This is a genomic window from Mucilaginibacter sp. P4_A11 (assembly GCF_056402535.1).
In genome coordinates, this window is the sequence record NZ_JBFUHE010000035.1 from 1 (window position 1) to 7,068 (window position 7,068).

Here is a 7,068-nt window from a genome sequence, read left to right on the forward strand (position 1 = left end):
GTATTGTTTTCGGTTGTTGATTTTATAACTTATTTTTCAGTTGTATAACTGAAAAATAAGTTATAAGTTTGAATATGGAAGAGTTAACCAAAACAGAAGAGAAGATCATGCAGATCTTGTGGAGCCTGAAATCTGCTTTCGTCAAAGACATTATTGAACAAATGTCAGACGAACCCAAGCCTCCTTATAATACTATCTCATCTGTAGTAAGGCTTTTAGAGACGAAAGGTTATATTGGACATAAAGCCTACGGAAAGACCCACGAATACTTCCCGCTTATCAGCAAAGCCGCTTATCGTAAACACTCCCTTTCCAAACTTGTGGCCAATTATTTTGACGGATCGGCACAATCTCTTTTATCATTTATGGTAAAAGAAGAAACCTTATCAGATAAGGATATTGAAGAAATCCAAAAAATGATTGATAAGCAATAAGTATGGCTTTATTTAACTACCTCGGTGAAGCAAGTGCATGTATGGCACTTTGCTTTACACTTTATGTTTTAATGTTCAGGCGGTTAACTTTTTTTTCGATGAACCGGTTTTATTTACTGTTTACCGTTATGGCAAGCATGATAATTCCTGCATTACATATTAAAATCAGGGAACCTTTAGCTATAAAAGCCATCAGCCGCCCGGTCGTTACCTCACGCAATACATATCCTGAAGTAGCTCAGTTTATATCCGGGATGAAGGCGCCGACCGGCGTTAATTGGTATTTCATAGCCTTGTTTATCTATATCATCGTTTGTGCCTTTATGCTTTTTAAGATAGCTTACGAAATCCTGAAAATAGCGAAGCAAGCAAAGAGGCATGGTAAAAGGATTGGCAATAATCAAGTTGTGCGGAATGCAAACGGAAACAATGCTTCATTCTTCCACATTATTTTTATAGCTGATAAAAATGCCGGTCACTTGGAAATGGAACAAATAGTGGCCCATGAAAAAACGCATGAACGATTATTCCATTCGGCCGACAATCTCTTTATAGAAATCGTCAAAGCATTTTTCTGGTTTAATCCTTTTATTTATCTGATAGCCAAAGCATTGAATGAGATACACGAGTTCGAAGTTGACAGCGTACTGAAAAAGGTTTTTGATGCTAAAAATTACGCTTCCTTGTTGCTTAGGTTATCATCACCACCGGCGTTGCATATAGCCAATCAATTCAGCGCTTATAGTTTAAAAAGAAGGATCAGTATGTTGTTCAAGCCCGGTTCGCCATCTTTCAAACGATTGACATATCTTACTATTATCCCTGTATTACTGATATCCGGATACTGGTTTTCTACTGAAAAAGTTTATGGCAGGGGCTCCATGAAGAAAGATTTTGTATTGGTATTGGATGCGGGGCATGGCGGTAGCCAAATCGGGGCGGTTGGATCAGGGGGTTACCGTGAAAAGGACCTTTGTTTGCAAATAGTCAATCAAATTAATAAGGTTGCCGCCGAACGTGGCGTACGAACTATCCTGACTCGTAAAGATGACCGTTATTTAGATTTGCCCGGCAGGGTTACCAATAAAGCCGATGCGTTCATCTCCATACACCTAAATGCCCCGGGTGTGTGGACAAGGCAAACTAACGGAATGGAAATCATAGTGGAGAGGAACGCTCTTTATCCGTTTTCCGGCAGATTAGCCGCTAATGTAAAAAGCGCGTTACAACAATTAGGAGAGACAAACACGATAAATGGAATAGGCATCACCGAAACTTCGCCGGATAATACCCTGTATATCTTACGCCATAATAAGGCGCCTGCCATATTGATCGAATTGGGGTTCATGACTGACCAAAACGATCTTGATTATGTACTTAATGCCGATAATCAGCATGAAATAGCTGAAAAAATTATAGATGCAGTGGTGGAATATGGAAACGCAAACTAAAATAATTCAAAGCAGCCTTTTTTTGGCTTAAACAATTCCCGGATAATAAACGATTAATTCAATTCTATGAAGGTGATTTTATCGGCCTTATGGCTACTGCTTTGTCTGAACGCTACGGGGCAAATTGTCACAGTAAGTACAGTTGTCAGGGGGACTATAGGCGGATCAATTACTGCCCGTAGTACCGACCAGTCCATTGAAGGTGCTGTGATCACGCTCAAAAAATTGAACGATAGCACTTTCAGCAAGCTTATGAGCAGCGGCAAATCTGGTGCCTTTAAATTTGATAAGCTAACAAGTGGAACCTATGTTATTAGCGTAAGCCATATCGGGTACCGCGGGTTTATTAAGGATTCATTAGTAATTAATGATACTCGTTTCAGTATTAACCTGGCCGGGATCAAATTAGATATAGAAGACCGTCGGTTGAAGGAAGTAATTGTTCAGGGAAGGAAAAAGGCTTATACAGAACAAAAGATAGATCGAACCATCGTAAATGTTGGTCAATTGTTATCAAATGTTGGTGTAAGTGCGGTTGAGGTGCTCAATAATGCTCCCGGCGTAGAAGTTACTGATGATGCCATATCATTGCGGGGGAAGCAGGGAGTGACCATATACATTGACGGACGGCAAACATTTTTGGATGGTGCACAATTGTTAAATTATTTAAAATCCCTGCCATCCGGCACCATTGAAAAGCTCGAATTGATGCCTATTCCACCGGCGAAATACCACGTGGAAGGAGATGCGGGTTTAATCAATATCATTACTAAAAAAAATAAGGTTGATGGCTTTAACGGAAGTTTATCCGCAACCCGCGGGCAGGGCCGGTATAGCAAATCAAATTATAATTTAAATCTCAATTATAAAACCGCAGGCCTGAATTTCTTTGGCAATGCTGGCTATTTGTCAAATAACAGCTATTTTAAAGTATTGCGGAACAGGGTATTTAATTTTGCTGATCCGGCTGACAATTATGCCATCTACCAGGATAATTTTGAATCCAGTAACCGTAAAAGCACCCGTTATAAAATAGGATTTGATGCGGATATTGACACCAATAACAGTGTTGGGGTAATGGTTGATGGCCTGATAAGCCCTTATCAGGAAGGAGGAGATTACTTGTTACAGTTTAGTAGGCCCCTCCCCGATTCCGTTATCAGAACTCAAAGTGATCTTAGCCGCCATACCGATGATGTAGCATTTAATTTCTACTATCAGCATAAATTCAAAAAAGAAGACGAAAATATCAGGATAGATGCGGACTATCTTAATTACAGCGATAATGCCTATCAGTTGCTAAATAGTAATACATATCTTATTGATAATCAAACTATTTTAGGTAGCTATAAACTAATTACTCAAAATCCCTTTAAGGCAAACGTTTATAGCTTAAAGGCCGATTATGAAAATAGGATTTTGACAGGCATTGAATTATCTGCCGGAGTACAAGGCATTTATTCTAAAAGAAGCAGTAACGGTAATTATTTTAATGAGCCCGGCATTCAAAATGATTCATTAACCAGTAGGAACGGATATGATGAACATATTAATGCAGCCTATATTAGCCTGAAGAAAGATTTGAAGAGTTTTACGGTAGAGCTCGGATTACGATTTGAAAACAGCAGTTCAAATGCGCGGCAATATAACTATGCCGGTATTCCTTACCCGCCGGTACACATAACTTACAACAATCTATTTCCAAAGCTGTATGCGTCGTATAAACTGGATACAGCCGCCATAAACATCCTGAATTTTTCGTTTGATGCGAGAATCGACCGGCCGGATTATTTCGACCTTAATCCTTTTGCATTTTATTTTGACAGGTATACTACATTTCAGGGTAATGCTTCACTCCTACCGGAGCGCAGCATGAACTTCGATCTTTCATTCACACATTCAGGTACTATCACTGTCGGAACATCTTTTAGCAAAGGGAAAAATACCATTATTCAATATTATTACGTGACGGGCCAGTCATTAATCAAAACATCATTAAACATACGCAGTACGCACAATTTTGGGGTTTATGCTACCCTTAACATCCCTTTTTTCAAATGGTGGACGGCCAACCTGTTTACTGAGTTATCAGACCGCGTGTTTAACGGTCCTGTAACAAACGATCAGACCTTATATTACAGAAAATTGACCTTTCAGCTATCGGGTAATAATCAATTTAAATTCAACAACGGGTGGAGCGCGGAATTAGGCGGCTCATACCGTACAAAGAGCACTTTTGGGCAAGGGTACTACTTGCCTATATATAGGCTCAATACGGGGTTTCAAAAAAGAGTATTAAACGGTAAAGGAACAATCAGCCTTTCAGGATTGGATATTTTTCATTCCTGGAAAATTAAGCGGGAAATCAATGTAAATCACGCGTTGATCACCAGTACCAATTTTACTGACACGCAGCAGGCAAATCTGACTTTTACATATAGGTTTGGCCTGGAAGGGAAAAAGCATATTAACAAAAGCGGCTTGGAAACCGAACGAGGCAGGGCCGGTGTGAATTAAAAGAAACAGACATGAAATTGAAGATTATCGCCATTGCCTTACTGGTTATATCGTGTGTTCAAGAAACAAACGCGCAGGTCCCTGATACAATAAAAAACAACATGTATCCGAAAAGGGAGTTCCGTGGCGTATGGACAGCAACAGTTGAAAATATCGACTGGCCAAAAAAGCCAGGCGAAACGTCTGAAATACAGCAACGGGAATTATTGACGATATTGGATTCGCTTCAGCATGCCGGGATCAATGCTTTATTTCTGCAAGTGCGCCCGGCTGCAGATGCCTTTTACGCCAAAGGCATTGAACCTTGGTCGAAATGGCTTACTGGGAAGCAAGGAAAAGCGCCAAATCCTTTTTATGACCCTTTAGCATTCGCTATTACCGAAGCCCACAACAGGGGTATAGAGCTGCATGCCTGGTTTAACCCGTACCGGGCAACCACTGATGCAGAATTTGGCGCTTTAAGCCCGCAGCATATCACTAATTTAAAACCTGAATGGTTTTTCAAATATGGCGGCATGAAGCTTTTTAACCCAGGCATCCCCGAAGTGCGGGAATACATTGTGAAAATAATCCTTGATGTATTGAATAATTATGATGTTGATGGCATACATCTGGACGATTACTTTTATCCATACCAGGTAAAAGGGCAGGCTATTGCAGACGGAAAGGCGTTTCGCGATCACAATGAAGGATTTAAAGATATTAAAAACTGGCGGCGTAACAATGTTGACCTCCTTATAAAAACGCTTGCAGACAGTATCCATAAGCGTAACACGCGTGTTAAATTCGGCGTAAGCCCATTTGGAATATGGGCAAATAAATATCAGAACGCTGAAGGTTCGGCAACCCATGGCGGAGATTCATATTACGAACTTTATGCAGATTCACGTAAATGGGTAAAAGAGGGTTGGGTAGATTATATCGCGCCACAGCTTTACAGGCCCTTAAATGACCGTTTGGTTTCCTTCAATACCATGGTGGACTGGTGGAGTTATAATACCCATAACAGGCATTTATATATAGGACAAGCACCTTACCGGATTATAGAGAATAAATTACCTGGCTTCAGAATTGCGTCTCAATTGCCGGATCAGGTCAAATATCTTCGTAAAAATCCACGTGTACAGGGAAGTGTATATTTCAGCGCTAATTCTTTAATCAGCAATCCACTCGGTTTTACCGATTCTTTAAAAACCAGTCTTTATCATTATGCGGCTTTACCGCCTGTTATGTTGTGGCGGGACTCAATCGCCCCTAACCCACCTTATGGCGTTTTGGCCGGGGTTGTAAATGGCGCAGTAAAGTTGACATGGCAGGCTCCTGATCCCGCAAAGGATAATGAGTCTGCTTACGGTTACGTTGTTTATCGTTTTGATCAGCACGACAACCTGATCACAACAGAACACCCCGAAAATATCATTTCCATACAATTCAATAGCAATTGCTTTTTTGTGGATAAGAAAGCAACCAGGGGTGAAACTTACAGATATGTGGTTACAGCAATAGATCGCTTAAAAAATGAGAGTGAACATTCACTTCCTGTGCTGATTAAAGTGGAATAAAGTAAACGTATTCTTCATCACCTTATCTCAGCATGGCAGGTTCCCCGCAGCTATTGGCCCATGTTTTTCATTGTGGTACATAGAACTTGGGCATAAGGACCTGGGATTGCCTCATTTGATGTTTCAAAACTTCAGGTTGATCTTCAGCAAGCTCGCTTATATCATGATTAAAGTCAACAATTAAAATTCACGGATAGCCACCCAAAGCAATCGCAGGCCGCTCGCTCTTAAATAGTTTATGGTGGGGCATTATAAGGATTGATGCAAATGGAGAAAAGCAGGTTATTAGGATGATATGCAGCTGTTAGACTCCGATTTAAATTATAAAGCTATCAAAACAAAGAAACTCACCGGAAATCTTCCGGTGAGTTTCAGGTAGCATACTATCAAATGCTTCAGATTACATTAAGCGTAAACAACGGTTAATGTAATTGGTACATTCAATGCTTTGGAGATAATGCAGTGCGATTTTGCACCTTCAGCGATTTCAGTAAATGTTGTTTCATCTACACCTTCAATAACACTGGCCCGTAAATCCAGATGGATACCTGTAATGCTTAATGACTGCATATCAAGATCTACAGTTGCTATCGTAAAAATGTCGCCTGCAGTAATATTGTGATGTGCCAATGTTGCGCTAAGGGCCATTGCAAAGCAACCTGCATGTGCCGCCGCGATCAGTTCTTCCGGATTAGTGCCAATGCCATCGGCAAAGCGGGTTTTAAATGAGTATTGTGTTTCGTTAAGCACAGTACTTTGTGTACTGATTTCTCCTGTGCCTTCTTGTAAGGTGCCGTTCCAATGTGCTTTTGCTATACGTTTCATGATATTTAAATTGACGAGTTAAAGATTTTATTGTTTGATGTTTGGGAATTCTTATTTGCTTTCGGCGATTAGGATGGTAGCAAGTTTGTCCGGCATAGAAATGAATGGAGTATGGCTGCTTTGCAGGGTATAAACTTTAGCTACTTTACCTGCTTTTACCATATATTGTTGTGCAGGATAGCTGATGGCATGGTCATTAACGGTGTGGATATAGACTTTTCTAACGCTGCCGAAATTCTTTTCAGTCAGGTGCACTGGTGTGGCAAGAGGTGCCAGTGG

General features: G+C 40.5%; 5 protein-coding genes and 1 pseudogene. 4 read left to right on the plus strand and 2 right to left on the minus strand.

What is annotated here, in order from left to right; translation table 11 throughout:
- Positions 1–74: 74 nt before the first annotated feature.
- From AC1DUD_RS30890 to AC1DUD_RS30905, 4 genes are all read left to right on the plus strand, one after another.
- The gene (locus tag AC1DUD_RS30890) at positions 75–434 is read left to right on the plus strand and encodes a BlaI/MecI/CopY family transcriptional regulator (RefSeq protein WP_477381768.1); all 360 of its coding nucleotides are present in this window, start codon (positions 75–77) and stop codon (positions 432–434) included.
- A gap of 2 nt (positions 435–436) precedes the next feature.
- Positions 437–1,885, plus strand: coding sequence for an N-acetylmuramoyl-L-alanine amidase (locus AC1DUD_RS30895; protein WP_477381770.1), 1,449 nt, complete (start codon positions 437–439; stop codon positions 1,883–1,885).
- A 66-nt stretch (positions 1,886–1,951) separates the two neighbouring features.
- The gene (locus tag AC1DUD_RS30900; protein ID WP_477381772.1) at positions 1,952–4,402 is read left to right on the plus strand and encodes an outer membrane beta-barrel protein; all 2,451 of its coding nucleotides are present in this window, start codon (positions 1,952–1,954) and stop codon (positions 4,400–4,402) included.
- An 11-nt stretch (positions 4,403–4,413) separates the two neighbouring features.
- Complete coding sequence (locus tag AC1DUD_RS30905) at positions 4,414–5,964, plus strand: glycoside hydrolase family 10-like protein (RefSeq protein ID WP_477381774.1); 1,551 nt, start codon at positions 4,414–4,416, stop codon at positions 5,962–5,964.
- Between the two features lie 405 nt (positions 5,965–6,369).
- On the opposite strand, the gene AC1DUD_RS30910 is transcribed toward AC1DUD_RS30905, so the two are convergent.
- The gene (locus AC1DUD_RS30910) at positions 6,370–6,789 is read right to left on the minus strand and encodes an OsmC family protein (protein ID WP_477381776.1); all 420 of its coding nucleotides are present in this window, start codon (positions 6,787–6,789) and stop codon (positions 6,370–6,372) included.
- Between the two features lie 51 nt (positions 6,790–6,840).
- Positions 6,841–7,068: pseudogene (locus AC1DUD_RS30915) on the minus strand (alpha/beta fold hydrolase); the annotation flags it as partial.